Annotated in this window: 23 protein-coding genes; 12 read left to right on the forward strand and 11 right to left on the reverse strand. The window is 62.8% G+C overall.

Features of this window, described 5'->3' with window-relative positions:
• Positions 1–153: 153 nt before the first annotated feature.
• The 4 genes from NKH98_RS01245 to NKH98_RS01260 all read left to right on the forward strand — a co-directional run bounded on the left by NKH98_RS01245 (position 154) and on the right by NKH98_RS01260 (position 5,596).
• The gene (locus NKH98_RS01245; protein WP_502894181.1) at positions 154–2,712 is read left to right on the forward strand and encodes an ATP-binding cassette domain-containing protein; all 2,559 of its coding nucleotides are present in this window, start codon (positions 154–156) and stop codon (positions 2,710–2,712) included.
• Positions 2,709–3,698 carry an ABC transporter permease gene (locus NKH98_RS01250; protein WP_254820554.1) on the forward strand — a complete coding sequence of 330 codons (990 nt, stop codon included), beginning with the start codon at positions 2,709–2,711 and terminating at the stop codon, positions 3,696–3,698. The genes NKH98_RS01245 and NKH98_RS01250 overlap by 4 nt, the downstream gene beginning before the upstream one ends.
• A gap of 46 nt (positions 3,699–3,744) precedes the next feature.
• Positions 3,745–4,746, forward strand: coding sequence for a rhamnose ABC transporter substrate-binding protein (locus tag NKH98_RS01255; protein ID WP_352896039.1), 1,002 nt, complete (start codon positions 3,745–3,747; stop codon positions 4,744–4,746).
• A gap of 88 nt (positions 4,747–4,834) precedes the next feature.
• On the forward strand, positions 4,835–5,596 hold the full coding sequence (locus NKH98_RS01260) for a glutamine amidotransferase (protein WP_352896042.1): 762 nt from the start codon (positions 4,835–4,837) through the stop codon (positions 5,594–5,596).
• Positions 5,597–5,709: 113 nt separating this feature from the next.
• On the opposite strand, the gene NKH98_RS01265 is transcribed toward NKH98_RS01260, so the two are convergent.
• The 4 genes from NKH98_RS01265 to NKH98_RS01280 form a co-directional block, all read right to left on the reverse strand.
• Positions 5,710–6,591 (reverse strand): YihY/virulence factor BrkB family protein, encoded by an 882-nt coding sequence (locus NKH98_RS01265; RefSeq protein ID WP_352896045.1) that lies wholly within the window; start codon positions 6,589–6,591, stop codon positions 5,710–5,712.
• A 202-nt stretch (positions 6,592–6,793) separates the two neighbouring features.
• On the reverse strand, positions 6,794–7,147 hold the full coding sequence (locus NKH98_RS01270) for a TadE/TadG family type IV pilus assembly protein (protein ID WP_254820550.1): 354 nt from the start codon (positions 7,145–7,147) through the stop codon (positions 6,794–6,796).
• A gap of 40 nt (positions 7,148–7,187) precedes the next feature.
• A complete protein-coding gene (locus NKH98_RS01275; RefSeq protein WP_254820549.1) occupies positions 7,188–7,607 on the reverse strand; it encodes a TadE/TadG family type IV pilus assembly protein in 420 nt (139 codons plus the stop codon).
• Positions 7,608–7,633: 26 nt separating this feature from the next.
• Positions 7,634–8,866, reverse strand: coding sequence for a pilus assembly protein TadG-related protein (locus tag NKH98_RS01280; RefSeq protein ID WP_352896048.1), 1,233 nt, complete (start codon positions 8,864–8,866; stop codon positions 7,634–7,636).
• A 379-nt stretch (positions 8,867–9,245) separates the two neighbouring features.
• Between NKH98_RS01280 and NKH98_RS01285 the strand changes: the two genes are divergently transcribed.
• The 3 genes from NKH98_RS01285 to NKH98_RS01295 all read left to right on the forward strand — a co-directional run bounded on the left by NKH98_RS01285 (position 9,246) and on the right by NKH98_RS01295 (position 11,296).
• Positions 9,246–10,559 carry an NAD(P)H-dependent oxidoreductase gene (locus tag NKH98_RS01285; RefSeq protein WP_352896051.1) on the forward strand — a complete coding sequence of 438 codons (1,314 nt, stop codon included), beginning with the start codon at positions 9,246–9,248 and terminating at the stop codon, positions 10,557–10,559.
• A gap of 102 nt (positions 10,560–10,661) precedes the next feature.
• Positions 10,662–10,904, forward strand: a complete 243-nt coding sequence (locus tag NKH98_RS01290) for a type II toxin-antitoxin system VapB family antitoxin (protein WP_254820546.1) — start codon at positions 10,662–10,664, stop codon at positions 10,902–10,904.
• Entirely contained in the window at positions 10,904–11,296 is a 393-nt protein-coding gene (locus tag NKH98_RS01295; protein ID WP_352896054.1) for a type II toxin-antitoxin system VapC family toxin, read from the forward strand. Before NKH98_RS01290 ends, NKH98_RS01295 begins: the two co-directional genes overlap by 1 nt.
• 14 nt (positions 11,297–11,310) lie before the next feature.
• On the opposite strand, the gene proC is transcribed toward NKH98_RS01295, so the two are convergent.
• A complete protein-coding gene (gene proC / locus NKH98_RS01300; RefSeq protein WP_352896056.1) occupies positions 11,311–12,126 on the reverse strand; it encodes a pyrroline-5-carboxylate reductase in 816 nt (271 codons plus the stop codon).
• Positions 12,127–12,350: 224 nt separating this feature from the next.
• Here proC and NKH98_RS01305 point away from each other — a divergent pair, with 224 nt between their 5' ends.
• From NKH98_RS01305 to NKH98_RS01320, 4 genes are all read left to right on the forward strand, one after another.
• Positions 12,351–13,085, forward strand: a complete 735-nt coding sequence (locus NKH98_RS01305; RefSeq protein WP_352896058.1) for a hypothetical protein — start codon at positions 12,351–12,353, stop codon at positions 13,083–13,085.
• A 201-nt stretch (positions 13,086–13,286) separates the two neighbouring features.
• Positions 13,287–14,186, forward strand: a complete 900-nt coding sequence (folD, locus tag NKH98_RS01310; protein WP_352896061.1) for a bifunctional methylenetetrahydrofolate dehydrogenase/methenyltetrahydrofolate cyclohydrolase FolD — start codon at positions 13,287–13,289, stop codon at positions 14,184–14,186.
• A gap of 16 nt (positions 14,187–14,202) precedes the next feature.
• Complete coding sequence (locus tag NKH98_RS01315; protein WP_254820541.1) at positions 14,203–15,201, forward strand: GlxA family transcriptional regulator; 999 nt, start codon at positions 14,203–14,205, stop codon at positions 15,199–15,201.
• Positions 15,202–15,312: 111 nt separating this feature from the next.
• Entirely contained in the window at positions 15,313–16,980 is a 1,668-nt protein-coding gene (locus NKH98_RS01320) for a vWA domain-containing protein (protein ID WP_352896064.1), read from the forward strand.
• Between the two features lie 50 nt (positions 16,981–17,030).
• On the opposite strand, the gene edd is transcribed toward NKH98_RS01320, so the two are convergent.
• The 3 genes from edd to zwf all read right to left on the reverse strand — a co-directional run bounded on the left by edd (position 17,031) and on the right by zwf (position 21,090).
• Positions 17,031–18,854: a phosphogluconate dehydratase gene (gene edd / locus NKH98_RS01325; RefSeq protein WP_352896067.1), complete on the reverse strand. Its 1,824-nt coding sequence runs from the start codon at positions 18,852–18,854 to the stop codon at positions 17,031–17,033.
• Positions 18,855–18,925: 71 nt separating this feature from the next.
• Positions 18,926–19,639: a 6-phosphogluconolactonase gene (gene pgl / locus NKH98_RS01330; RefSeq protein ID WP_352896070.1), complete on the reverse strand. Its 714-nt coding sequence runs from the start codon at positions 19,637–19,639 to the stop codon at positions 18,926–18,928.
• The gene (gene zwf / locus NKH98_RS01335) at positions 19,621–21,090 is read right to left on the reverse strand and encodes a glucose-6-phosphate dehydrogenase (protein ID WP_352896072.1); all 1,470 of its coding nucleotides are present in this window, start codon (positions 21,088–21,090) and stop codon (positions 19,621–19,623) included. The genes pgl and zwf overlap by 19 nt, the downstream gene beginning before the upstream one ends.
• Positions 21,091–21,362: 272 nt before the next feature.
• Between zwf and NKH98_RS01340 the strand changes: the two genes are divergently transcribed.
• Complete coding sequence (locus tag NKH98_RS01340) at positions 21,363–22,109, forward strand: SDR family oxidoreductase (protein ID WP_352896075.1); 747 nt, start codon at positions 21,363–21,365, stop codon at positions 22,107–22,109.
• Between the two features lie 63 nt (positions 22,110–22,172).
• Here NKH98_RS01340 and NKH98_RS01345 read toward each other — a convergent pair whose 3' ends face one another.
• The 3 genes from NKH98_RS01345 to NKH98_RS01355 all read right to left on the reverse strand — a co-directional run bounded on the left by NKH98_RS01345 (position 22,173) and on the right by NKH98_RS01355 (position 26,096).
• Complete coding sequence (locus tag NKH98_RS01345; RefSeq protein WP_352896077.1) at positions 22,173–23,024, reverse strand: SH3 domain-containing protein; 852 nt, start codon at positions 23,022–23,024, stop codon at positions 22,173–22,175.
• Between the two features lie 211 nt (positions 23,025–23,235).
• A complete protein-coding gene (locus tag NKH98_RS01350) occupies positions 23,236–24,522 on the reverse strand; it encodes an NAD(P)/FAD-dependent oxidoreductase (protein WP_352896081.1) in 1,287 nt (428 codons plus the stop codon).
• Between the two features lie 140 nt (positions 24,523–24,662).
• Positions 24,663–26,096 carry a glutamine synthetase family protein gene (locus NKH98_RS01355; protein WP_352475854.1) on the reverse strand — a complete coding sequence of 478 codons (1,434 nt, stop codon included), beginning with the start codon at positions 26,094–26,096 and terminating at the stop codon, positions 24,663–24,665.
• Positions 26,097–26,256 lie beyond the last annotated feature (160 nt).

Here is a 26,256-nt window from a genome sequence, read left to right on the forward strand (position 1 = left end):
CTTGCAGCTTTGGGGCTGCCGCGGGAGAGAGCACTCCAATCGCACCCGTGCGCGACGCGACAGTGCCCTTCGCGGCCATGGAAGTCAATTTTCCAGTTGCGGCATTCAGTCATTTAATATAGCAAACTGAAAAAAAGGGACCAGGGAGGAGAGGTGCTGCACTTGGGCGCATTAGGCGAAGCCGACGCCATGGTGAAGAGCGACACGGCTGTCCCCGTTGCCCTGGTTCATGCGACAAAAGCCTTCGGCGGCACGATTGCCCTCAAGGACGCGTCCTTTGAATTGCGCTCAGGCGAGGTGCTGGCTCTGCTTGGCGAAAACGGCGCCGGCAAGAGCACCTGCGTAAAGCTGCTGGCCGGCGTGTATCTCCCGACCGGCGGCCATGTCGAAATCGATGGCAAGCCTGTGGTCTTCCATTCGCCGCACGACGCCCAGGCTGCCGGCATCTCGGTCATGCACCAGCACCCCGGTCTTTTCCCTGATCTTTCGGTGGCGGAGAACATCTATCTCGGCCATATGCCGCGCGACCGCTTCGGCGGCATCGACAACGCCGCCATGCTTACCGGCGCGCGCAGGGTGCTGTCGACAGTCGGCCTCGACGTGCCGGCCGAAACCCGGCTCGGAACGTTGCGCACCTCCGAACAGCAACTGGTCGAGATCGCCCGCGCCCTGTCGCTCGACGCGCGGGTGCTGATCATGGACGAGCCGACGGCCGCCCTGTCGCAGCGCGAGGTCGAGCGGCTGTTCACTGTCGTCGCCGACCTGCGGCTGCACGGCGTGGCGATGATGTTCGTCGGCCACCGCATGGACGAGATCTTCCGCATCGCCGACCGCATCGCGGTGCTGCGCGACGGACGTCTCATTGGCGTCAAGCCGAAGGCCGAGCTTGGCCGCGCCGCCGCCATCGGCATGATGGTCGGCCGCGAGGTGACCGACCTCTATCCGCAACGAAGCCACGCCACCGGCGCACTGGTGCTGGAGGCGAGGGGGCTTTCGCACGCCGGTGGCTTTTCCAATATCGACCTCAAGCTCCATGCCGGCGAGGTGCTCGGGCTCGGCGGCCTGGTCGGCAGCGGTCGGACCGAGATCGCGCGCGTGCTGTTCGGCATCGACCAGCCCGATGCCGGCGAAATCCTGATCGACGGCGAAGCTGTGCGCTTCGCCTCGGCACGCGACGCCATGGATGCGCGCATCGCCTATGTCTCGGAAGACCGCATGGGCCAGAGCCTGGTGATGGATTTTTCCATCCTCGACAACGCGGTGCTGCCCGTCCTCGACAAGGCAGCCCGCTCCGGCTTCTACGGCACGAACCGCGCGATCGATCTGGTTTCGGACTGGCTGAACCGCATGAAGCTTCGCTTTTCCGGCTACGCGCAGCCGGTGAAGGAACTGTCCGGCGGCAACCAGCAGAAGGTGGTGTTGGCCAAATGGCTGCGCACCGAACCGCGCGTCCTCATCCTCGACGAGCCGACGCAAGGCATCGATGTCGGCACCAAGGCGGAAGTGCATGCGATGATCGCCGACCTTGCCGCGCAGGGCATGGCCATCATCCTGATCTCCTCCGAAATGCCCGAACTCATCGGCATGTGCGACCGCATTATCGTCCTGCGCGAAGGCCATCGGACGGCCGAATTTGCCAGGGGCGAAGCCACCCAGGAAAAGGTGCTGGAAGCAGCGACGAAAGCCGGCGAAAGCGCCGATGCGGCGGCACAGGCCGCTGGCGAGGAGAAGAGAAAAGGGGCGCTCGACATACTGAAGCGGCGGGAGTTCGGCCTGCTCGCCGCGATGCTGGCGGTCGCGATCCCGGTCACCATCATCAACCCGCGCATGGTGAGCGCGGCAAACCTGACCGCCGTGTCGATGGATGCCGCGCTGATCGTGGTTGCAGCACTCGCGCAGATGCTGGTGCTGATTACCCGCAACATCGACCTTTCGATCGCCGCGGTGATTGGCCTGTCGGCCTACATGGCGGCCAGCATGGTCCAGGCCTATCCAGGGCTCGACATCGGCATCGGGCTGATGACCGCATGCGCCGTCGGTGGCGTCGCCGGCCTGATCAACGGCCTCGTCGTCACCAGGGGAAAGATCCCGGCGATCGTCGTCACGCTGGCCTCGATGTCTATCTTCCGCGGCTTCAACTCGATCTGGGCAGCCGGCGACCAGATCAGCGCCGACGAAGTCACGCAAGCCTGGCTCGACATGACCGGCCTGAAGATCGCCGGCGTGCCGCTGATCGTCATCATCGCAATCGTCATCCTGTGCCTGGGCTACGTGCTGCTCTATCGCACCGCCTTCGGGCGCGAACTGTTCGCCGCCGGCTCCAATCCCGACGGCGCGCGTCTGATCGGCATCCCCGTCGACCGGCGCATTCTGCTGGCCTTTGGCATGGCCGGCCTGCTCGGCGGCTTGTGCGGCGCGCTGTGGGCATCGCGCTATGCGACCATCGACGCCCGCGTTGCGCTCGGCTTCGAACTCACGGTGATCGCGTCGGCAGTGGTCGGCGGCGTCGCCATCCGCGGTGGTTCGGGCACGCTGCTCGGCATCATCCTCGGAGCCCTCACGCTGCTGGTCATCAAAAACGGGCTGACGCTGGTGCGCGTCGATCCGCTCTGGCTGCAGGGCGTCTACGGCCTGGTGATCCTGGTCGCCATCGGCATCGACACCTTCATCGTACGGCGCGCCGAGCAGGCAAGACAGGCGAGGGCGCGGTGAAAAAGTTCCTCCGTTCGATCGACTTCTGGGATCTGCTGCTGGCGACCTCCTGTGTAGCCATCTTCCTCTATGCCGCGATCTTCGTGCCGAATTTCGTTTCCGGCTTCAATCTCTCGCAACTGGCCGCCAGCGCCTCGGAAAAGGCATTGCTGATCCTGCCGATGACGCTGCTCATCATCACCCGCGAGATCGACCTGTCGATCGCCTCGGTGCTGGCGCTGACATCCGTCGTCTTTGGCTTGCTGGTCCAGGCCGGTGTGCCGACGCTTGCCGCAATCCCGCTGACACTCGTCGCCGGCGGCCTGCTCGGCGCCTTCAACGGCTATCTGGTCTCGGGCCTTGGACTGCAGTCGTTGGTTGTGACGCTCGGCACCATGGCGCTCTATCGAGGCATTGGCTACATCCTGCTCGGCACCGGCTCGGTCAACATCCTGCCGCCCGCGGTCGTCGATTTCGGCATCAACAACCTGCCTGGCACCGAGATACCGTGGACCATAGTGCCCTTCCTGGTACTGGCGCCGGTGTTTGCGGTCGTGCTGCAGAAGACGCCGACCGGCAAGCGCATCTACGCGCTCGGCGGCAGCCCCGAAGTGGCGCGCTATTCGGGCATAAACACGCGGCGGATGGTGCTGAACCTATTCGTCGTCTCGGGCGTCGTCGCCGCCATAGCCGGCATCGTCTATACCGCGCGCCTCTCCAACGCCCGCGCCAACAATGCGCTCGGCATGGAACTCGACGTCATCACCATCGTGCTGCTCGGCGGCGTCAGCGTCTTTGGCGGCAAGGGCCGCCTGACCGGCGTCATGCTGGCACTGGTCCTCATCGCCATCATCCGCAACGTGCTGGCGCTGAACCAGATCGGTGGCGACGCCCAGGGCATGATCATCGGCCTGCTTCTGATCGGTTCGCTGCTGGTCGGCAATTACTGGCGCTCCACACAGGAGATGCTCAGCAGATCCCGCGCAATGCGCGAGACAAAGGGGTGATCTCGGGCCCCTTCCTTCAAGCCCGAATTTTGACGGAGGAGTCACAATGAAAGCGTTTAGATTAGCCCTGCTCGCATCCGCGGTTCTGCTTGCGCCAACGTCGCTGGCCTTCAGCCAGGAATGCGCCAAGGAACCCGTAACGGTCGGTTTCCTGCCCAAGCTCGACACAGATCCCTACTTCAAAGTGGCCTTCGGAGGCGCACAAGAGGCGGCCAAGGAAATTGGCGGCACCGCCACCCAGGTCGCTCCGTCGCAGGCGACTGCCGAGGCGCAGATCGAATTCATCAACAGCCTCGTCTCGCAGAAGGTCGGGGTCATCGCGATTGCCGGCAATGACGCCAATGCGGTCGCGCCCGCGCTGAAGCGCGCCGTTCAGCAGGGCGTCAGGGTGATTTCGTATGACTCCGATGTGGCTGCCGATGCCCGCGCGGTGTTTGTCAATCAGGTCAAGGGCGACAGTCTGGCAGAAATGATGCTGGAAAGTGCATTCGCCCTCAGCGGCGGTGAAGGCGAATTCGCGATCCTGTCGTCGACGCCGACGGCGACCAACCAGAATGCCTGGATCGACTTCATGAAGGCGAAGATGGCGGCCGAGCCGAAATTCTCCAAGATGAAGCTGGTGCAGGTGGCCTATGGTGAAGAAAGCGAACAGATCAACCAGCAGCAGGCATTGGCGCTGGTCCAGGCGTTTCCCGATCTCAAGGTGATCATCGTCCCGGCAGGCATTGGCCTTCCGGCGGCCGCGCGTGCACTCGAGGAAGCGGGCATGATCGGCAAGGTCAAGCTGACCGGCCTCGCGCCGGCCACTCTGATCTCGAAATACATCAAGGACAAGGCGGCTCAGGATATCTGGTGGAACGTCACCGATCTAGGCTATCTTACCTATCAGACAGCCCAGGCGCTTGCGCAGTGCAAGATCACCGGCAAGGAGGGTGAGAAGTTCACGGCAGGCAGGCTCGGCGAATACACGATTGGCGCCGGCGGCGAACTGATCCTTGGTCCGGCCAAGATCGTGACCCCCGAAAATCTGGCCGAGTTCAAGTTCTAATTCTATGGAGCTCAAGCTCCAGAGGGGCGCCGGGGTCCATCGGCGCCCTTCCTAAACCATCTCGAATGAAAACAGTGCGGGGGCGGCAATGAAGATCTTGCTTGCAGGCGAAACCTTTGTAGCGACGACCTCGGTTGCCATCGGCAGCGACGTGCTTACAAGTGCGGCCTCGACAAATGGCGCGACGGCCTTCAATGCCGCGCTTGCTACTGAAGGCATCGCCGTCACGCAGATCGGCGGCGAGCGTTGCAGCGCGGAGTTTCCCTATGATCTCGATGGGCTCGCCCAATATCAGGCGGTGGTGATCTCCGACGTCGGCGCCCTGACATTGCTGGTCACGCCGGATGCCCGCGCCGGGCGTGTCGGCGTCAACCGCCTCGATGTGCTCAAGGCCTATGTCGAAGCTGGCGGCGGGCTGATGCTGGCCGGCGGTTACATGGGCTTTCAGGGCATGTTCGGGACGGCGCGTTTCCACGACACCCCGGTCGAGGACATCCTGCCGGTCCGTTGCCTACCCTACTGCGACGGCATGGAGGTGCCGCAAGGCCTGCAGGCCTCCATCCTGCAGTCGTCACATCCGATTTTTTCCGGGGTGGAGGGCCCGTTGCCGCCGATCCTCGGCATGAACAAGCTGGAATTCAGGCGCGATGGTTCGTCCCGGCTTCTGGCGACCTGCCACCATCGCGGCACCGACTGGCCGCTCCTTGCCGTCGGCAACTACAGCCGCGGCCGCACGATTGCCTGGGCAACCGATATCGGCCCGCATTGGCTCTCGCAGGATTTCCTCGCATGGCCGTTCTACGGAAGACTGATGGCGAACATGGTCCGTTGGCTCGCCGGCGATGAATGAGGAAGCCGGACAACCAGGTTTCACCCAGTGCGGTTGTCCTGGCGCGGCCGCTGCCGCGCGAGGCGCCTGTGACAGCACCACCTTGCCTGGCGAGGTGGAATTTCGGCGTGAACTCATTTGCCATGCAATTCCACCTTGTTCTTCAAATCGGTCCGGCTGCCGTGGCGGACCGAATAGGCTCGCGTGAATTCTGCGCCCAGCAGAAATATCTCCGCCGAATAATAGACCCATAACAGCACGACGAGCAGGGCGCCGGCCGCGCCGTATGACGATGAGATGGCGCTGGTTCCGATATACCAGCCAATCAGCGACTTGCCGATGGTGAACAGAAACCCGGTGACCACGGCGCCCAGGCCGACATCGTGCCATTGCAGGCTGCGGTCTGGCAGCACCTTGTAGATCGCGGCAAACAGCAGCGTGATCAGGGCAAACGAGACAATCCCGTTGATGGCGCTGAGGATGATGGTGCCGAACGGCAGATAGGCGTTGATGACCTCTCCGAGGGCCGAAATTGCAGCGCTTACGACCAGCGACACCAGGAGCAGGAAACCAAGCGCGGCGACCAGGCCCAGGCTTGCAATGCGTGCCCGAACCAGCCGCGAGATCGTTGCCCCGCTCGGTTTGACTTTCCAGATTTCGTTCAGCGCCAGCTGCATTTCGCCGAACACGCCGGATGCGGCGACGAACAGCGTGACCAGCCCCAGAATGCTGGCAAGGGTTCCCGCTTCCTTCTGCGAGGCGTTCTCGATCGTCGCCTGCAGCAGCTCGGCACTTTGCGGCCCCATCAGGCCGGCGATCTGTGCCGAAAGGGCGAGTTGCGCCGCCTCGTGCCCGAAGGCCATGCCGGCGATAGCGACAACGATGAGCAGGATCGGCGCAAGCGACGTCGTGGCATAAAACGCTATCGCCGCCCCATGGCTCAGCGCATTGTCGTTGACGAAGCCGAGGATGCTCTGCCTGAGGAGCACCCAGCCCTCCGTCGCCAAGTTCCACATGTGGGCCTCGCATACTTGTCATTAAACAAGTAGCGGCGAGATAGAAGTGGGCGAGGGATAGTGGACGACCTGGCCGCCGGCTCTGAAAAAACCTCGCCGAGACGCAGGTCTTGCTGGCCGAATTGCGGGAGCCCGCGGGAAAACCGACGCAGCCACTTTCGTTGAGCCGCTCACCCTTATTGCGTAAGGAAATTGGACGCGCTCATGATCCAACCAATGGAACTGCGACAGTCGTCCCATAATTTATCGGATACCGATCGAAGTACGGGAACTCGATAACGAAAGCATACCTGGCCGTGAGATGTGCCATTCGAAAGCCGCCGTTGGGGGCGTCGATTGCTATTGTTACGTCTACGTCTTTCAATCCCAAAGTCAGCAATTTTGCCGTGGCTATGGCTTCTATCTCGGCCTGCGTCAGCGAGTTCTTCATCTGCAGCGCGCGCGCGGACGTTTCCAGCGTATACCGAACACTGGACATGGCATTCAAGGCCCAGCCGAATGCGAAGACGCCGATCAAGACCATTATCAGAACAGGGGCGATCAGCGCGAACTCCAACGCAGCTCCGCCTGATGCTCCCCGTATGAAGGCCCTCGCTTTAGCGAACACGGATCACCTGTTGGTGAGTGAGCGCGCGCGAGAGCGAAAACGCGCCGAAACTGAAGGGCGGTGACCAGGTGGCTGTCGCTTGGATTTCGACGAAAACCGCGGGAGCTTTCAAACTGTCGCACAGGACAGATGGATCGACCACGGTGGTCCCGCACATATATTTCCGGCTCAGCGTCACCTGCGCGTCGCCGGGATGGTTTTCCCAGCCTGAAAGAGCGACAGCTTGGATAGTCGCATCCTCGGCTGCTCCTTGCATCACGAGATTCGCCGCCGTTTTGACGCCTGCACGCATCGACAATGCGTTCGACACAAAAGACCAGCCGTCAATGATGCCAAGGAGTACCAGGCAAAGGATCGGCACAATCAGCGCAAACTCTACCGCGGCAGCACCCGAATCGCTACGGAACATCCGGACTGCTGACCCTGTCACGAAGATTACTCGACAAGCTTTATGGATTGCGTGGCCGGAATGTCTCGCATTCCAAGGCTCGTGCAGTCCTGATTGACGTTCGCGTTGCCGGACCACTGCACGGTACTGGCGATGACCTGAGTGCAACCGCCTTTGCCCGAGAAATTGCCGAGATAATTAACGTCTTGCGTTGGAAAATACAAAGCGCCGGTCAAAAGCGAATCTGCGGTCCCATTAACCGTGTTCGATCCAGTCAGGTTGGCTTTGTCGCCGTAAAACAGCACCCCCGAATAGGTGCCCGACGTTGGTGCGCTGAGCTTGACGGTGGCCGTGCCGTTCATGCTGACGCCGGAGCTACCGGCCAGATAAATGATGACTCCGTCGCCGGAAATATTCGCGTTCGAGTTCGCTTTGAAATCACCGCCTTGAATGACGTATATCCCGGGCGAAAGCGTTACATTGCCGCTCAAGCTGAGCCCCCTGCAGTATGTTCCAGGTTGCAACACCGACTGATTGCTGTTTCGACAGGGGTTCGTGGCCGGTGGCGCCGGCAAGTCGGCAAAAGGATCGGCAGCGGGCAACGCCTGGGTTATCGGCCTGGCGCACACGGTCGTCACGGGGTTGCTCAACGAAACACCGCCTGCCGATACCAGGCAATCGACCTGAAGGCTTGCCGATCCCTGAAGCTTGATGGCGTCCGCGGCTATCGAATTCGACATCACGACGCAGCCGTTCAGTTTGAGATTCGAGCTGCCGGAAAAGAGCGCCGCTTTCGGAGCGGAATGATTGAGAGCTAGAGCGCAGGCCTTTGAGGCGTCGGTGATAAGAGCCACCGCTCTTGCCTGTGCGCCGACCGCATTTTGCGTGAATATCGATGTAAAAAACCGATCGAGGGTCTGATGAACGATGACCTCGACAGCCTTTTGGGCCACATTCGGGCCGGAGGACGGGGGCGTGAAGATTTCGATTGTGCCTGTCGACGGGTCCCAGCCATTCGTTGTCGCAGACAATGTCGCGGCGGAGACTATCGTTGGTTTGTCGGATCCTGAAACCTTTTCCAAAGCGCCAGCATAGGCTGCCGCATCCGCCACCGCTTGTAGCTTCAGGCCGCTGTAATACCAGTAGGAAGTCTCAACGCCGAGACCCGCGCCGCCGACGACGATCGGCAACGACAGGGCAAAAATAGTGGCAACGTTGCCACTCTTGCCGATTCGTCGCATGCAGAAAAAACGCCTGAAGATACGGGCACGCCAGTCCATTCCTCATTTAAGCCGGGATGCATAAAGGAATAACTAAGAATTTCCGTCCATTTCTTGGCTGTGATCCATTCAAACGGCGCTTAGCGGTTCTGCTGCACCCGTTCGCCGGTTGTGCCCTGAGAGGCATTTTCTAATATCTGAGAACGCGGACGTTGGGCCCACAGGACCGTCGGTAACACTTTGGCCGGGTGCATTGTCTTCACAGAAACCAATCCGATTTTGGGGCCAAGCGCAAGAAAACACCGCCGGCGGCCGGTTTCGTTGGCAAACCGTTACCGTTCCCTGCTATTCCCGCGTCCTGATGCATGTTGCCCAAGTGTGCCGCGGTTTTGGGACAGCGACATGCACAACAAAGACTTAAAGCAATGGACGCTATCGCATGACCAATGTCGCCTTGACCGGGCTTGCCCGCGATCTTGCCAAGCGCGCCGCACAAGGCCGCCCGGTGCGCATCGGCGTCATCGGTTCCGGCGAGATGGGAACCGACCTGGTGACGCAAGGCATGCTGATGCCGGGCATTTCGGTTTGCGCGATCTCGACGCGCCGCCCGCATACGGCGCGTGATGCCATCCGCATCGCCTATGGCGACGAGGCGATGGCACGGGAGGCCGATACGCCGTCGAAGCTCAGCCAGGCGATCGAAAGCGGCAAGATCGCCATCACCTCGAACGAAATGCTGGTCACCAATCCGCTTATCGATCTCGTCATCGATGCTACCGGCAAGCCCGGCGTCGCCGCCGATTTCGACCTGATGGCGATGCAGCACGGCAAGCATCTGGTGATGATGAATGTCGAGGCCGACGTCACTATCGGCTGCTATCTGAAGCAGCAGGCCGACCGGCTCGGCGTCGTCTATTCGGTCGGCGCCGGCGACGAGCCGTCGAGCTGCATGGAGCTGATCGAGTTCGCCTCGGCGCTCGGCTACACCATCGTCTCCGCCGGCAAGGGCAAGAACAACCCGCTCAACCACGACGCCGTTCCCGACGACTATCGCGAGGAAGCGCTACGCCGCAACATGAATCCGCGCATGCTGGTCGAGTTCGTCGACGGCTCGAAAACCATGGTTGAGATGTGCGCCATTGCCAACGCCACCGGGCTGGTGCCCGACGTTCCCGGCATGCACGGCCCCAAGGCCGATCGCGACGAGCTGGTCAAGGTGCTGATCCCGCGCGAGCAGGGCGGCATCCTGTCGAAGAAGGGCGTCGTCGACTACACCGTCGGCAAAGGCGTGGCGCCCGGCGTCTTCGTAATCGTCGAGGCGACGCATCCGCGCATCATAGAGCGCATGGACGATCTGCATATCGGCCACGGCCCCTATTACAGCTTCTTCAGGCCCTACCATCTGACCTCGCTGGAAGTTCCGCTGACGGCCGCTCGCATCGCGCTTTATGGCAAGCCCGACATGGTGCCGCTGCCACGGCCGGTGGCCGAGGTCTGCGCCGTGGCCAAGCGCGATCTGGCGACGGGCGAGACGTTCGATGCGATCGGCGAGACCTGCTACCGCTCCTGGACCATGACCGTCGAAGAAGCCCGCGCCAATCGCGCCGTGCCCGTCGGCCTGCTCGAAGGCGGCAAGGTGCTGAAACAGGTGCGGAAAGGCGAATTGCTCACCGCCGACAATGCCGCGCCCGACCCGACGACCAGGCTGTTCGCCTTGCGCCGGCTGCAGGACGAGATGCTGTATGGGGCGTAAGGCTCTCGACTGGTGAGCCGTCGCAATGGTCTCCGGCCGAGCACTGGCGTTGTCATGACGAATTCTCTATATTGTAGTGACGATGAAGGCGGAGGCGATTACATGAATCTTCAGATCAGGGATCCGCGCGCACGCGAACTGGCGCGAGAGCTTGCTGCCAAACGCAAGATTTCGATGACGGAAGCGGTCATCGAAGCGCTTGAATCCGAGTTGAAGCGGGAGAGCGGACGCATTCCCTTGGCCGAGCGGCTTGCTGCCATTGCCAACGACTTCAAGGCCAAGGCAGGCCAAGATGGTCGGGCTATGACGAAGGATGAGATCGATGAGATGTGGGGCCATTCCTGATGTTCGTCGACACCTCCGTGGTTGTCGCGATTCTTTCAGGCGAAGAGGATGCCGGCGAGTGGGGCAACCGCATCGAGGCAGCGCCCGCAAGAATAACTTCGGCGTTGGTGGTGCTTGAAGCGGCGATGCGGCTTTCGACGATGCTTGCCGTGCCGCCGGTTGTCGCCGGAGATGCGATAGAGGCGTTTCTTCGCGAGGCTGAAATCGAAATTGTGCCTATCGATGCCAACGATGCCAAGCTCGCAATCCATGCATTTTCAGATTACGGAAAGGGGCGCGGACATCCCGCCCAGCTCAACTTAGCCGACTGCCTTTCTTATGCTTGCGCAAAAAGTCATGGCTCCGCACTGCTCTACAAGGGCAACGACTTTTCGCATACCGATCTCGCGTAATCCGCAATCGGCTGTTACTTCCCCAGCTCGATCGACCGCAGCCGTGCCGCTTCCACCGCCTCGGTGAGCAGGCGCGTCAGACGGTCCTCGCCCATCATCACGGCAAGCGCGGCAGCCGTGGTGCCGTTGGGGCTGGTCACCTGTTGTCTAAGCACGCCGGGCTCCTCGCCGCTTTCGGCGGCAAGCGAGGCGGCGCCGTAGACCGTTTGCATGGCCAGCAGCTTCGCGACCTTGCCAGGCAGGCCGGCCTTCTCGGCGGCCACGGTCAGCGCTTCGATGAAGTGGAAGATATACGCCGGCCCCGACCCGGAGACCGCCGTCACCGCGTCCATCAGGCCCTCGTCGCCGATATCGGCCACTTGCCCGTTTGCCGAAAGCAGGTCGGCGACAAGGCGTTTGGTGTCTTCGGAAACCAGCCTGTTGGAAAACACCACCATCATGCCCTTGCCGATCGCCGCCGGCGTATTGGGCATGCAGCGCAGGATCGGCGCGCGATCGCCGAGAATGCCTTCGAACGTAGCGACCGGCGTCCCGGCGGCGATGCTGAGGAAAGTGGTTCGGCCATCGTTGAAGCGGATGTAGCCAGCGGTGACGTCGCGGATCACCTGCGGCTTGACCGCTATGACGACGAGGGCCGGCACGGCGTCCGCCGGGATGGCGCCGGCGTCCGCGGCAGCAGAGCAGCCCAGTGCTTCGGCACGCTTGCGCAACTCGGCATTGGGCTCGACCACGAACACCGCAGCCGGAGCGAGCTTGCCGGCTTTCACCCAGCCCGAAAGCATGGCGGAGCCCATATTGCCGCAACCGGCGAGAACAAGCCTGATCGTCATCGAAAGCCTCCCATAGAGATGGCTTCCCATAGCCGTTCGCGGCAGGGCGGGGAAGCCCCGTTGGGACTGTGATCAGGCGGAAACCCGGACCGTGCGGTTGGATGCGCATGTAGTCGCGCAGGCGCGCGGCGATCACATTAACCTTTTATTTTCTATGCGTGTTTAGCATCGCTTAACCAGTGGCGGTCGCGACGTCCCAGCCCGAGGGGGAAGCTCCAGAAACCATGGCTTATAGAAATAATCGTGAACACTGGAGGAACGAGCAGTCCCTGCTGTCGTTCGTCGAGGCAGCGCGCGACGAAGACGAAGCAGCGCTGGTTTCCCTGGAGGACCGTACAGCCCCGTCATGGCGCGAGGATGCCGCCACACGCCATCGTCTGGCCCGCTCGCGCCGCGAAGCGCGTGCCAGCCCGATCCTGTTGGCAGCTGCCGACATAAGCCAGCCCCATCCTGATGAGCCAAAGGCCGGCACCATGCTGATGGAAGAGGCTACAGCTGCCGATGCATTTTTCGACCCCGTAGGCTCCCTTGACGGCCCCGATTCCGGTTCCGCCGATCGCGCCGCATACCCGGCAACGCCGCCTACCGCTCTGCTCGAGGTCGCGCGCACCAAACGGCCGGGTCCAATCGGTGCCGTGTTGTCGGCGCTGAGCCGGCTCATGCCCGGCAGAGCGCCGGCGGAGAGGGCATCCGGTGAAATTTCCGCCGCGACAAATTCAAGCGCAGCCATGTCGCCTGCCTTCTACCCGCAGCCGCTCTATGCCGGTCGGGCACCGTACCCGCAGCAACCCACGCCGCCGCATTCGGCCCATACTCAGGCCTGGTCGAGGGACGCAATTCAGGCCTCGGAAGCCGCCGATCTGCAAAGCCAGATCGAGGAAATCCGCGCCAGCCTGCGCGAATTCCGCGAGGCGGTTCGCGAGCTCACCGAAAACCGCACGCATCGCTGCTATTTCTGAGCGTCGAATAAAACATGCCGGTTTCGAGTTAACGGCATGGGACGGCGCATTGACGGGATTGCCCGGCTCGATTTTCGTGAAAATGCCGCGCTGCATGTCCGCCCGCCCGCGCATGGTTCTGGGCAACGACCTGCACAAAAACATATCTGGAGCACGCCGCATGGATGCGGCAGGCTTAGCAATAGGCGTCGAGGGTGGTTCATGGCCGAGTTGATTGACGGAAAAAGCGTCGCCGAAGACGTGGTGCGGCGGGTCAAGACACTGACCGCCGAACTGGCGGAAAAAGGTGGGCAGCAGCCCGGTCTCGCGGTGGTCATCGTCGGCGAGGATCCGGCGAGCCAGGTCTATGTCGCCTCCAAATCCCGTACCGCCAAGGAATGCGGCTTCCATTCGGTTCAGCACACGCTGCCGGCCGAAACCTCCGAGCCGGACCTTTTGAAGATCATCGGCCAGCTCAATGCCGATCCGGCCATCAACGGCATCCTTGTGCAGCTTCCGCTTCCCGGCCATATCGACGCCGGCAAGATCATCCAGACCATAGCGCCGGAGAAGGATGTCGACGGCTTCCACTTCATCAATGTCGGCAAGCTCGGCACCGGCGAGCTCGAGACCGCCTTCGTGCCTTGCACGCCGGCCGGCTCGATGCTGCTGATCGAACGGGTGCGTGGCAAGGACCTGTCCGGCCTCAATGCGGTCGTCGTCGGGCGTTCGAACATCGTCGGCAAACCGATGGCCAATCTTCTGCTTGCCGCCAACTGCACCGTCACCATCGCACACAGCCGCACCAGGGACCTGCCGGCGCTTGCCCGCACCGCCGATATTCTGGTTGCAGCCGTCGGCCGGCCTGAAATGGTCCGCGGCGACTGGGTCAAGCCTGGCGCCACCGTCATCGATGTCGGCATCAACCGCATCGCCGCACCTGAAAAGGGTGAAGGCAAGACCCGTCTCGTCGGCGACGTCGCCTATGCCGACGCGGCGACGACGGCCGGCGCCATCACGCCGGTGCCTGGCGGCGTCGGGCCGATGACCATTGCCATGCTGATGGCCAACACGCTAGCTTCCGCCTATCTCGCGGCCGGGTTGAAACGGCCTTCCTTCTGACCAGAAAGCAGCGTCCTTGCCGAACCTCACTGTTCCCTTAGAACGGCCGGTCACCAATGATCCCGTTCAGGGCGGCCGGCAGTTCGGGTTTCTGCTGGTCGACAAGTTCTCCATGTTCTCGCTGGCCGCGGCAATCGACACGTTCCGGTCGGCGAACCGGCTGCTCGGCCGCGATTTCTATGGCTGGACGACGGTGTCGGCCGACGGCGATGCCGTCATGGCGTCCAACGGCCTGCCGCTCAAGATCGACTACGCCGTCGCCGATCTGCCGCCGGTCGATATCCTGTTCGTCTCGGTCGGGCTGACGACGGAATTTCCCGGCAAGAGCAAGGTGCTGGCGGCGCTGCGCAGCTGGGGCCGGCGCGGTAATGCGCTCGGCGCGCTTTCGGTCGGCTCCTATCTGCTTGCCGAGGCAGGCCAGCTCGATGGCTATCGCTGCACCATCCATTGGGAAAACCGCGCCGGTTTCCTCGAACGCTTTCCGGATATCAACTGCACCGGCAACGTCTTCGAGATCGACCGCAAGCGCTACACTTGCGCCGGCGGCACCACCTCGATCGACCTGATGCTGGAGATCGTGCGCGGTGATTTCGGCTCGAGCCTCGCCAATGGCGTCGCCAACCAGTTCCAGCATGAGCGCATCCGCTCGGCCGGTGACCGCCAGCGCGTCGGCCCGGAGCGCGACCTGACCGGCAAGTCGGAGAAGCTGCGCCGCATCGTCGAGCTGATGGCCGACCATCTCGACGAGCCGCTGTCGGCGGTGCAGCTTGCCAAGTCGGCGGGCCTGTCGGTGCGCCAGGTCGAGCGCCTGTTCCTGCGCCATCTCAGCGTGACGCCCGGGCGCTACTATATGCGGCTTAGGCTCGAGCGGGCGCGCGAACTGCTGCGCCAGACCAACATGCCGATCCTCGACGTGGCGATCGCCACCGGCTTCACCTCGCATTCCTACTTTGCCCAGAGCTATCGGCTGCAGTTCGGCCGGCCGCCTTCCGAGGAACGCCGCACGACCTATTGAGGGTTTTGCACAGCGGCGGCGCAGCTTCGTGCTCGAGCCGGGCTTGTGTCGCGACGCGGCGTCAAATAGCTTTCCGGCGCCGAGCGGCGGCGACTGATGGGGAAATATTCGATGGTGGGATTTGTGCGGAGCGCCGCGGCGGCGACCCTGCTGCTGTGGATGACGGGGTTCGGCTTCGCCGCCGATCGCGTCATTATCGTTCTCGATGCCTCCGGCTCGATGTGGGCGCAGATCGACGGCAAGCCCAAGCTCGAAATCGCCCGTCAATCGCTGCGGAACGTACTGCAATCGGTCCCGGACGACGAGGAAATCGGCCTCATGGCCTATGGCCATCGCGAGAAGGCCAGTTGTGACGACATCGAACTCATCGTGCCACCGCAGGCCGGCTCGGCCAGCGCGATCTCAGCCGCGGCCGACAGCCTGAAATTTCAGGGCAGGACGCCGCTGACCGCCGCCGTCAAACAAGCGGCGGAGGCGTTGAAATACACCGAGGGCAAGGCGACGGTCGTTCTCATCACCGATGGCATCGAGACATGCAACGGCGACCCCTGTGCGCTCGGCAAGGAACTGGAGGCTGCCGGCGTCGACTTCACCGTCAATGTCGTCGGCTTCGGCCTGACGGCGGCCGAAGGCAAGCAGGTCGCTTGCCTCGCCGACAACACCGGCGGCAAATATATCGAGGCGTCGGATGAAAAGGCATTGCACGACGCCTTGGTCGAGACCGTCGCGCCTCCGCCGCCCGCCCCTGAACCGGCTCCCGCCCCGCAGCCTGCTCCCCAGCCGGCGCCCGCGCAGCCGGCGGGGTCCAATTTCGTGCCCACCGTCGTGCTTGCCGAGGGTGGCGATCCCGTCACCGACGGCAATGCCTGGGAGATCTACAAGGCAAATTCCGACGGCACGCGCGGCGATCCCGTCACCACTGAATATGGCGCCTACAAGGACAATCTTGAGCCGGGCGACTATATCGTCGTCGCACGCGCCGGCGAGGCCAGGGCCGAACAGAAGATCAAGATAGAGCCTGGCCAGGCCGCCAAGCCGCACTTCAACCTGAATGCCGGCACGCTGGTCATCCACCCGCGGCCAAGCGAAGGAGCGGACGTTGACGGCGGCGCGGCTGTCGTAGTCGGCTATCCCGGCGTCGACACCCCGCGGACCTATTACGGCGACACGAAAGTCGTGCTGCCGGCCGGCGACCAGAAGGTTACCGTCACGATCGGCCAGGGCATGGTTACCGAGACGATCCCGCTTGCCGCCGGCAGGGTCATCGATAAGGACGTCATCGTCGGCGTCGGGCGTATCGTCGCCAACGCCTATTATGCTGCCGGCGGCGACAAGGCCGAGGGTTCGGGCGTCGGCTTCAAGGTGCTCCAGGCGAAAAAGAGCGTCGACGGAACCAGGCGGGAGGTGACTTATGCCTACGGTCCGGACAGCAAGTTCGATCTGCCGCCCGACGATTATGTGCTGGTCGCGACGGTCGACCTTGCGGTTGCCGAGCAGCCGTTCAGCGTCAAGGTTGGCGACCATCAGGATCTGAAGATCGCGATGAACGCCGGCATGCTGACGATAACCGCGCCAGGGGCCTCGAAGATCGAGATATTCGAGGCCAGGAAGAACATCGACGGAACCCGCAAGTCGGTGGGCTACGCCTATGACCAGAAGTATGAAGCCACCCTGTCGGCCGGTGACTACGCGGTGGTTTCGGAGAAATCGGACAACAGCTCGAAGGAAGGCACGGTAACGGTCAGGGCCGGCGCGCGAGCCGAACTGACGGTTCAATAGATCCAGGGGAGAGCAGCCGTCAGCCGCTCTTCCTTATTGCCGAAAAAAGGTCACGCTGTACCGAAGGCGCTGGCGCCATGGTCGGCGCGGCCCACCAACTGCCGGAACCCGGCGAAAAGCTCGCGGCCGAAGCCGAATTCATTGCCTATGAGGTCGCTGTCGGCGGGCCGGCGCAGGGCAAAGTCGCCGGCCGGCACCAGCACTTCGAGAGTTCCGGCCTCGGCGTCGAGCCTGATGATATCGCCGTCATGGATCCTGGCGATCGGCCCGTCCTCTGCCGCTTCCGGCGTCACGTGGATCGCCGCCGGCACCTTGCCTGAAGCGCCCGACATGCGGCCGTCGGTGACCAGCGCCACATGCTGGCCGCGGTCCTGCAAGATGCCGAGCACGGTGGTCAGCCTGTGCAATTCCGGCATGCCGTTGGCCTTCGGACCCTGGAACCGAATGACGGCGATGAAGTCGCCGGTCAGCGACCCCGCCTTGAACGCCTCGTTCAGCCCTTGCTGGCTATCGAACACCTTGGCCGGCGCCTCGATGATGCGCCGCTCCGGCTTGACCGCCGATGTCTTGATGACGGCGTGGCCGAGATTGCCTGAAAGCACTTTCAGCCCGCCGCTCGGCTGGAACGCCTTCTTGAACGGTGCCAGCACCTTCTCGTCGCCGCTTTGGCGCGGGGAGGCCTCGCGTACGACGCCGCCGTCTGCACCGAGCTTGGCCTCGACCGCGTAGGGGCGCAGCCCTTCGCCCCACACAGTCTGCACATCCTCATGCAAGACGCCTGCGTCGAGCAGTTCGCGGATCAGGAAGCCGAGCCCGCCGGCGGCGTGGAAATGGTTCACATCGGCAAGGCCGTTCGGATAGACCCGCGCCAGCAGCGGCACCGCTTCCGAGATATCGGAGATGTCCTGCCAGGTAATGGCGATGCCGGCCGCCGCTGCCATGGCGATCAGGTGGATGGTGTGGTTGGTCGAACCGCCGGTGGCGTGCAGGCCGACGATGCCATTGACGATCGAGCGCTCGTCGATCATGCGCCCGACTGGCGTGTAGGCGTTGCCGAGCGCGGTGATCGCCAGCGCCCGCTTCGTCGCTTCCCTGGTTAGCGCGTCGCGCAACGGCGTGCCGGGATTGACGAAGGAAGCGCCAGGCGTGTGCAGGCCCATGATCTCCATCAGCATCTGGTTGGAATTGGCGGTACCGTAGAAAGTGCAGGTTCCCGGCCCGTGATAGGATTTTGATTCCGCTTCGAGCAGTTCGGCCCGCCCCGCCTTGCCCTCGGCATAGAGCTGGCGGATCTTGGCTTTTTCGTCGTTCGGAATGCCGGTCGTCATCGGCCCGGCCGGGATGAAGACCGCCGGCAGATGGCCGAAGGTCAGCGCCGCGATCACCAGCCCCGGCACGATCTTGTCGCAGACGCCGAGATAGACGGCGGCATCGAACATGTTGTGCGACAGGCCGATTGCCGCGGCCATGGCGATCACGTCGCGCGAGAACAGCGACAGCTCCATTCCGGGTTGGCCCTGGGTGACGCCGTCACACATCGCCGGCACGCCGCCGGCCACCTGGGCGATGCCGCCGGCCTCGCGCGCCGCGTCCTTGATCAGCGCCGGGAATGTCTCGAAAGGCTGATGCGCCGACAGCATGTCGTTATAGGAGGTGATGATGCCGAGGTTCGGCACCCGGTCGCCGCCAAGCGCCACCTTTTCGGAAGGGCTGCAGACGGCAAAGCCGTGGGCCAGGTTGCCGCAGGACAGCACGGCCCGGTTGGCGGTGCGGTTCGAGGCTTCGGCGATGCGGCCAAGATAGGCCTCGCGACCGGGCTTGGAGCGCTCACGGATGCGCCGGGTGATGGCTTCGATGTCACGTCTTGCGGTCATGGCGGTCGGTCCTTTCAGGCGAGGTCCCGCAAATACCTTCCGGCTTGCCGGGACCTGCAGCCAAGTTGAGATCAGGGTGCCCAGAAAACCTCTACGGGCTTTTGAGTGGCATCGAGCACGGCGCGAATGGGCTTTCGTGCTCCAGTTCCAAGCGCGGCCTCGAATGCGGTGCGTTTTTCCGCGCCCTCGATATGCAGCGCGATGAAGGCGGCATCGATGATCCGCGCCAGTGACAGCGTCAGCCGTGGCTCGCCGGCGCTTGCCGCGTGAACCGGAAGCACGATCCTTTGCGACGACGGATCGAGCAATCTTGCCAGGTTGTCGGCATCCGGAAAGAACGAGGCGGTGTGGCCATCAGTTCCCATTCCGAGCACAACGACGTCGAGTGGCCAGGGCAGCACTTGCAGCGCCTCACCGTCGGAGACCGCTGCACCCTCGATACTTGCCGCGGCGTGGTAGAGCGGCACGAAATTTGCGGCGGCGGCCGCGTTCTGCAGCAGGTTGGCGGCAACCAGGCCGGCATTGGAGCGCGGCGATGAGGGCGGCACGAAGCGCTCGTCGACCAATGTTATCGTCACCTTTTCCCAGGCGATCGGAACAGTCGAAAGCGCCGCGAAGAATTTCGCCGGCGTCGTGCCGCCCGAGACCGCAAGCAGTGCCGTGCCGCGCTCGGCGATCGCCTTTGACAGGCGGCCGGCGACGTGGCCGGCAAGCGCTGTCGCCAACTCCTGGCGTCCGGCAAATTCGTGCCAGTTGTAGGCGCCGCCTAATTGCTCTCGTGCCATGTCCGCCCGTCGCGTTCGATCAGCGCAATCGAGGCCGAGGGGCCCCATGTGCCGGCGGTGTAGCCTTGCGCCTCTTGCCTTCCGCTTTCCCAGGCATCCTGGATCGGGTCGATCCATTTCCACGCCGCCTCGACCTCGTCGCGGCGCATGAACAGCGTCTGGTTGCCACGGATGACGTCCATGATCAGCCGCTCATAGGCATCGGGGGCGCGGCCGTCGAAGGATTGCGCAAAACTCATGTCGAGCGGAATCTGGCGCAGCCGCATGCCGCCCGGCCCCGGATCCTTGATCATGATGAACTGCTTGACGCCTTCGTCGGGCTGCAGCCTGATGACCAGCTGGTTGGCGGAGATCGGCCCGGCGCTCTCGCCGAAGATCGAGTGCGGGATCGGCTTGAATTCGATGACGATCTCCGAAACGCGGGTAGCCAGCCGCTTGCCGGTTCGGAGGTAGAACGGCACGCCCGCCCAGCGCCAGTTGCCGATCTCGGCCTTGAGCGCAACGAAAGTCTCGGTGTTGCTGTTCTTGCCGAGTTCCTCGATATAGCCTTTCACCGGCCCGCCGGCCGAGGCGCCGGCACGATATTGCCCGCGCACCGTGTGCTTCGGCGCTTCGTTGCCGTTGATGCGCTTCAGCGCCCGCAGCACCTTCAGCTTTTCGTCACGGACAGCATCGGCGTCCATCGACGACGGCGCCTCCATCGCGACCAGGCAGAGCAGCTGCAGCATGTGGTTCTGCACCATGTCGCGCAATGCGCCGGCCTTGTCGTAATAGGTGACGCGGTCTTCCAGGCCGACCGTCTCGGCGACGGTGATCTGCACATGATCGACATTGGCGGAATTCCAAAGCGGCTCGTAGAGGGCGTTGGCAAAGCGCAGCGCCATCAAATTCTGAACCGTCTCCTTGCCGAGATAGTGGTCGATACGGAAAATCTGGCTTTCATGGAAGTCGTCGCCGACCAGGTCGTTGAGCGCGCGCGCCGAAGCGAGATCGCGGCCGATCGGCTTTTCCAGCACGATGCGCGAATTCGGCGTGATCAGCCCGTGCTCCTTCAGCTTGTGCGAGATGTCGCCGAACAGCGCCGGCGCCACCGCCAGATAGAAAGCGCGGATGTGTTCGCTGTCGCCGATCGCCTTCTTCAGCCTGTCGAAGCCGGCACCTGTGGTTGCATCCGCCGGGACATAGGAGAGCCGCGCGAGGAACGTCTTTAGTTCCGTGGCGTCGATATCCTCCGGTTTCACATGATCGGCAATCGCCTGCCTGGCGAACGACTGGAATTCCTCGTCGGTCATCTTCGAACGTGATGTGCCGATGATGCGCGTCGGCTCGGAAAACTGGTGGTCGCGCTGCCGGTGGTACAGCGACGGCAGAAGCTTACGTTCCGACAGGTCGCCGGTGCCGCCGAAAATGATGAAGTCGAAGGGGTCGACGGGAATGATCTGGCTGGTCATGGTCTGTCCGCTGTGACGCCGGTCGCGATAACGCGGCTGATATAATCTAATCGATTTAAACTTGCCAGTGCCATTGCGTCACATCCGCGTGTGCTCTTGACACGGGCGCTAGCCGGAGGCTTGTCGGCAAGCGATGCTTCCGGAGCCTTCGCAGGTGCAGCATAGTGCCGGATGGCAGCGAAAGCCAAAGGAGAAATCGTCGATGGACGCACATCTTTCGATGGCCTGGCCAAACGCGTCGTCGATCGCCTTCAACGATGAGTGAGAAAAGCATGCGCCTGCAAAACAAAGTCGCCATCATCACCGGCGCTGCCTCGGGCTTTGGCGAGGGCATGGCCAGGCGCTTTGCCGAGGAGGGTGCGCGGGTAGTCGTCGCCGATCTGAACGCCAAGGGCGCGGAGCGCGTTGCCGGCGAGATCGGCGAAAAGGCGATCTGGACCCAGACCGACGTCTCGTTGCGGTCCGAATTCGACGACATGGTCCATGCCGCAATGAGCGCCTTCGGCCGCATCGACATCATGGTCAACAATGCCGGTTACACTCATCGCAACGGTGACCTGCTGGAAGTCGACGAAGCGACCTTCGACCTGATCACAGCTGTCAACATGAAGGCGATCTACCACGCAGCGCTTGCCGTGGTGCCGGTCATGGAACGGCAAGGCGGCGGCGTCATCCTGACGACGGCCTCCACGGCCGGTATCAGGCCGCGGCCTGGCCTCACCTGGTACAACGCATCGAAGGGCTGGGCGATCACCGCGACCAAATCGATGGCGGTGGAACTCGCGCCGAAGAACATCCGCGTCAACTGCCTCTGCCCAGTTGCCGGCGAGACCGGCATGCTCGCGAAATTCATGGGCGCCGACACACCCAAGATCCGCGAGAAGTTCCGCGCATCGATCCCGCTCGGCCGGCTTTCGACGCCGCTCGATATTGCCAATGCCGCGCTTTGGCTTGCTTCGGACGAAGCGGCTTTCATCACTGGCGTGGCGCTGGAAGTCGACGGCGGACGTTGTATTTGAACGGCCGGGTCCTCAGGCGCAGGACTGGCTGATGGCGAGCCACACGCGATCGCTGTGCCGGCCTTACGCCCCGGTTTTGACGTAGCTCTTGTACACCCAGCCGCGCTTGCCGTTGTAGACGATCTGGCACCATTGCTTGCAGCTCATCACCTGCACCGAGGTCTTGGCAGGCACGGTGAGAATGGCGGCAGCATTCTTCTTCGGGCCGATCCGCATAGTGACGGATCTCAGGATGCGTCCGGTACCCGCAGTATTGGCTTTTCCGGATTTTGCCTTGGCGCCGTCGCCGTCCTCACTCGCGGACTGCGTCGCCGGCAGTTGCGGCTTGGGTGTGGGGATGGCGGCGGTCTGAGCACCGTCTGGCCCTGTGTTTTTCGTCGAGCTGCCGGGAGCCGCCACTTTGGCAAACAGTGCCGCAGCGTCGGGCTTCGCTGCCGGGTCAGCAAACGCCACCGCGGCGGACGATTTATCGGCCGCCTGCTCGGTCTGGCTTGCCAGTTGGTCGGATGCTGCCGTGGCGGCGGCCGATGCCGTCTTTGGCCCCGTCCAGCGCGGATCGTTGGGAGCCAGCGCTGGTATCTCGGCTTCCGCAGCGGCAACCGCCGGGGAAACCGCATCTGCCTTGCCCGTCGTCCGCGGCGCCGCAGCGACCTTGGCAGGCATGATCTTCGTCGTCTTGACCGGGATGGTCGGAACGATCTGCTCAGGACTTGCGGCCGCTTGTCGCTCATTTGCCGGCAATGCCAGCCACAGTGCCACCGCGGCAACGCCGAGCAGTGCGGCCGTGCCAAGCGCGGCGATTACCAGATGCGCGTTCGACCGGACCCCATGCCAGAACGTCGGCCGCATATCGTAACCGAATTGCATCGCAAGGCGCCGTCGTTCCGGCGCGCCGAAACTGAAGGGCTCTTTCACTCTTGCCACCTCCATTTGCGGGCCGATGTTCTTACGACCCCTTGCCGGAGAGCCGGCATTTCGATCGGCATCGGTCCCAAACCAAAAGCGGGCAAGCCCGCAAAATTCCCCGTTCAGCTGCCCACGAGCATCATCTTTCGCCCGCGATTGTGGCATCACTGCGCCCTTGGCGGGAATTCTGCGCCCAGGTTAAGGATTCTGCAACGTCTGGTTAAATCCTGTCCCGCAACGCGTACCAGTTGAGCGCAAGAAAGAGCAGTGGCGCGCGCAAACGCCGGCCGCCGGGGAAGGGTGGAATTTTCAGGTCCTCGATCAGCTTCAGCCGGTCGCGGTTGCCGGTGACCGTCTCCGCATAAAGCTTGCCGAAAAAGTTCGACAGCATGACGCCATGGCCGGAATAACCGCCGATCGAGATCACATTGGGCATCACTTCGCGCACGAACGGCTTTCTCGGCACGGTGATGCCGACATAGCCGCCCCAGCCATGGGTGATCTCGACGTCCTTCAATGAGGGATAGATCTCGGCGATCTGCCGGCGGATGTGGATGTGGATGTCCTTGGGATCGTTGACCGCGTAAATCTCGCGCCCGCCAAACAGCAGCCGCCCATCCTTCGATTTGCGGAAATAGCGCACGACGAAGCGCGAATCGTCGACCGCCTCGCCACCCGGCAACACTTTGGAATCGGCTCCCAGCGGCACCGTTGCACCGATGAAGGAGCCGATCGGCATGATATGCGCGGCACTCACGGGTTCGAGCGTGCCGCCATAGGCGTTGACTCCGATCAGGCATTTAGCGGCGGTGATCGTGCCCTTCGGCGTCACAACATTGACCTTGCCGTCGCCGGAGGTGATGCCGGTCGACGGCGTCTGCTCGAAAAGCTTTGCGCCGGCCTGTGTCGCGACTTTCGCGGTGCCGATCACCAGCTTCAGCGGATGGATGTGGCCGGTGCCGGTATCGCGGGTGCCACCGAAATAATGCGTCGAGCCGAGCCGCTCGGCAGTCTCCGCGGCATCCATGAATGAGATGTGCGGATAACCGAACCGGTTTGCCATGATCTCGGCATGAGCCTTGTAGTCGTCGACATAGCGCTTCTTGTGCGCCACCGACATTTGGCCGGGCATATAGTCGATCTCGATCTGGTTCACCGCGGCGAAGTCGAGCAGATGCGCCTTGGCCTCTTCGGCCAGGTCGAACAGCGCCTTGGCGCGGGAAAAGCCGTATTCCGCTTCCAGCTCCTCTGCCCAGGCCCGCTGTCCGGTGCCGAGCTGGCCACCATTGCGGCCCGATGCGCCATCACCGAAACGATGCGTTTCGATAAGCACGACATCCGCGCCTGTCTTGGCGAGGTGAGCCGCGGCCGACAGGCCGGTAAAGCCGCCGCCGACGATCACCACATCGCATGTCCGGTCGCCGTCGAGCGTCGGATATTCGGGCCTTGGCCCGGCGGTGTCTTCGTACCAGGAGCGGCCGGGGGAGATTGGGGATTGGTAGGGCATGATGCAGCCAAGACTCGGAGATTTTTGCAGAGGCGGAGAGAAATAGTGAGTAATGAGTAGTAGTTGGTGAATAGGAACGGACAGTAACGGTCTTGGTGCGGTCCAGCCCCGTTCACTACTCACTAATGACTACTCACTACTCACACATTCAGCAGTAAATACTCCCTCTCCCACGGGCTGATCACTTCCATGAAGGTCTCGAATTCCGCTCGCTTGATCGCCGCATAGGTCGCTGCGAAGGATTTGCCGAGCAGGGCGCAGAGTTCCTCGTCGGCCTCGAACAGGTCGACGGCTTCGAGCAGGCTGCGCGGCAGGTCGATCTGGTCCTCGTTGGCGGTCGTCAGAACCGGCGGCTCGGCCTGGATCTTGTTGGTCATGCCGATCAGCCCGCAGGCGAGCGATGCCGCCAGCGCCAGATAGGGGTTGGCGTCAGAGGAGGGAATGCGGTTTTCGACGCGCCGCGCCGCCGGGTCGGAGCGGGGCACGCGGAAGGCCGTGGTCCGGTTATCGTAGCCCCATTTGTTGTTGACCGGCGCCGAGGCCGACTGCGTCAGCCGCCGGTAGGAATTGACGTAGGGCGCAAACATCACCAGCGCGTTCGGCACATGTTTCTGCATGCCGCCGATGAAGTGGAAGAAGGCGTCGGTCTCCGAGCCGTCCTCCGCCGAAAAGACGTTCTTGCCGGTCTTCTTGTCGATGATCGACTGATGGATATGCATGGCGGAACCGGGCTGGCCCTGGATCGGCTTGGCCATGAAGGTGGCGTAGATTTCGTGCTTCAGCGCCGCCTCGCGGATTGTGCGCTTGAACATGAACACCTGGTCGGCGAGCTCGATCGGATCGCCGTGACGCAGATTGATTTCGAGCTGGCCGGCGCCCTCCTCGTGGATCAGCGTGTCGATCTCCAGCCCTTGGCTTTCGGAGAAATGATAGATGTCGTCGATCAGTTCGTCGAATTCGTTGACCCCGGCGATCGAATAGCCAGCGCCGCCGCCGATCGGCCGCCCGGAGCGCCCGACAGGCGGGGTGAGCGGGTAGTCCGGATCGGGGTTCTTGCGCACCAGGTAGAACTCGATCTCGGGCGCCACGACCGGTCTCAGCCCGCGTCTGTCATAAGCGGCGAGCACGCGCTTCAGCACGTTGCGCGGCGTGAACTCGACCGAGCGGCCGTCCTGGTGGACGAGGTCGCAGATAACCGCCGCCGTCGGGTCCTCCTCCCACGGCACCACGGTCAGCGTCGAGAGGTCAGGCATCAGCTTGAGGTCGCCATCGTCTTCCGGATAGTGGAAGCCATTGCCGTCCTCCGGATAGCCGCCGGAAATCGTCGTCATGAACACCGCCGAAGGCAGTGCCAGCGAGGTATTGGAGGTGAATTTCTTCGATGGCATCATCTTGCCGCGCGCAACCCCGGCCTGGTCGGGCGTGATGCATTCGATGTCTTCGATGCCGCGCCATTCCAGCCAGGCGCTGACTTCCTTCCAGTTCTTGACGCCACGTTGGTTTTTCACGAAGGCAGGCGTGCGGGCACGTCCTCCGCGGCTCGACGGACGGACTTCCTTTTTTGCAGGCGGCATCAATCACCAGATTTGTTGCAGATTGTGGAGTATAGCTGTTGCCGACGACGGAAGGGAAGGGGAGCCGGCTGGCATGCGCCTCGATAATCGGGGAAACACAACGACTTCCGGATAAAAGCCTCCTGGTCTAGGGTCGGCCTCCCGCAACGCTGCAATTAAT

The organism is Mesorhizobium sp. M0833 (genome assembly GCF_040319905.1).
In the GTDB taxonomy this organism is placed as follows: Bacteria; Pseudomonadota; Alphaproteobacteria; order Rhizobiales; family Rhizobiaceae; genus Mesorhizobium.